Source organism: Vibrio sp. Y176 (genome assembly GCF_033438945.1).
The window spans coordinates 311-714 of sequence record NZ_JAWOQS010000504.1; the positions used below are offsets into that span (position 1 = coordinate 311).

Sequence of the window (404 nt, forward strand, 5' to 3'; positions counted from 1 at the left end):
AGCTATCGCGTGCGGGAGTGATGCCTGCATCACACGGTGCTGATGTGCAAAAACTGGTGAGTTTAGGTCAAAAGTGGCTACAAAGTTACGAAGTGATGTTGAGCAAGCCTCAATCTCAATGGCTAAGCTACTACAACGAGCACAAGAACACGTTTGAGGAGCAATTTGTTGATGTTCGCGCCCAGCTCAATGTCGTGAAAAGTGCTATCGAAGATAAGCAAGGTGAGTTGAAGTCAGACATTTCAGCGGCGACTGCACGAGCAGAATCGATTTTAGAAATGGGCATCATCGTTGTGATCTTAGCGGCGCTTGGCATGGTGTTCCTGCTGCTACGCACAGTACTTAAACCATTAAACGACATCAAAGACGCTATGGCGCAAATCGCTTCGGGTGATGGTGATCTT

1 pseudogene is annotated in these 404 nt (G+C 47.5%); it reads left to right on the plus strand.

The features are described from left to right. Nucleotides 1–404, plus strand: a pseudogene (locus R7O13_RS26985) (methyl-accepting chemotaxis protein); the annotation flags it as partial.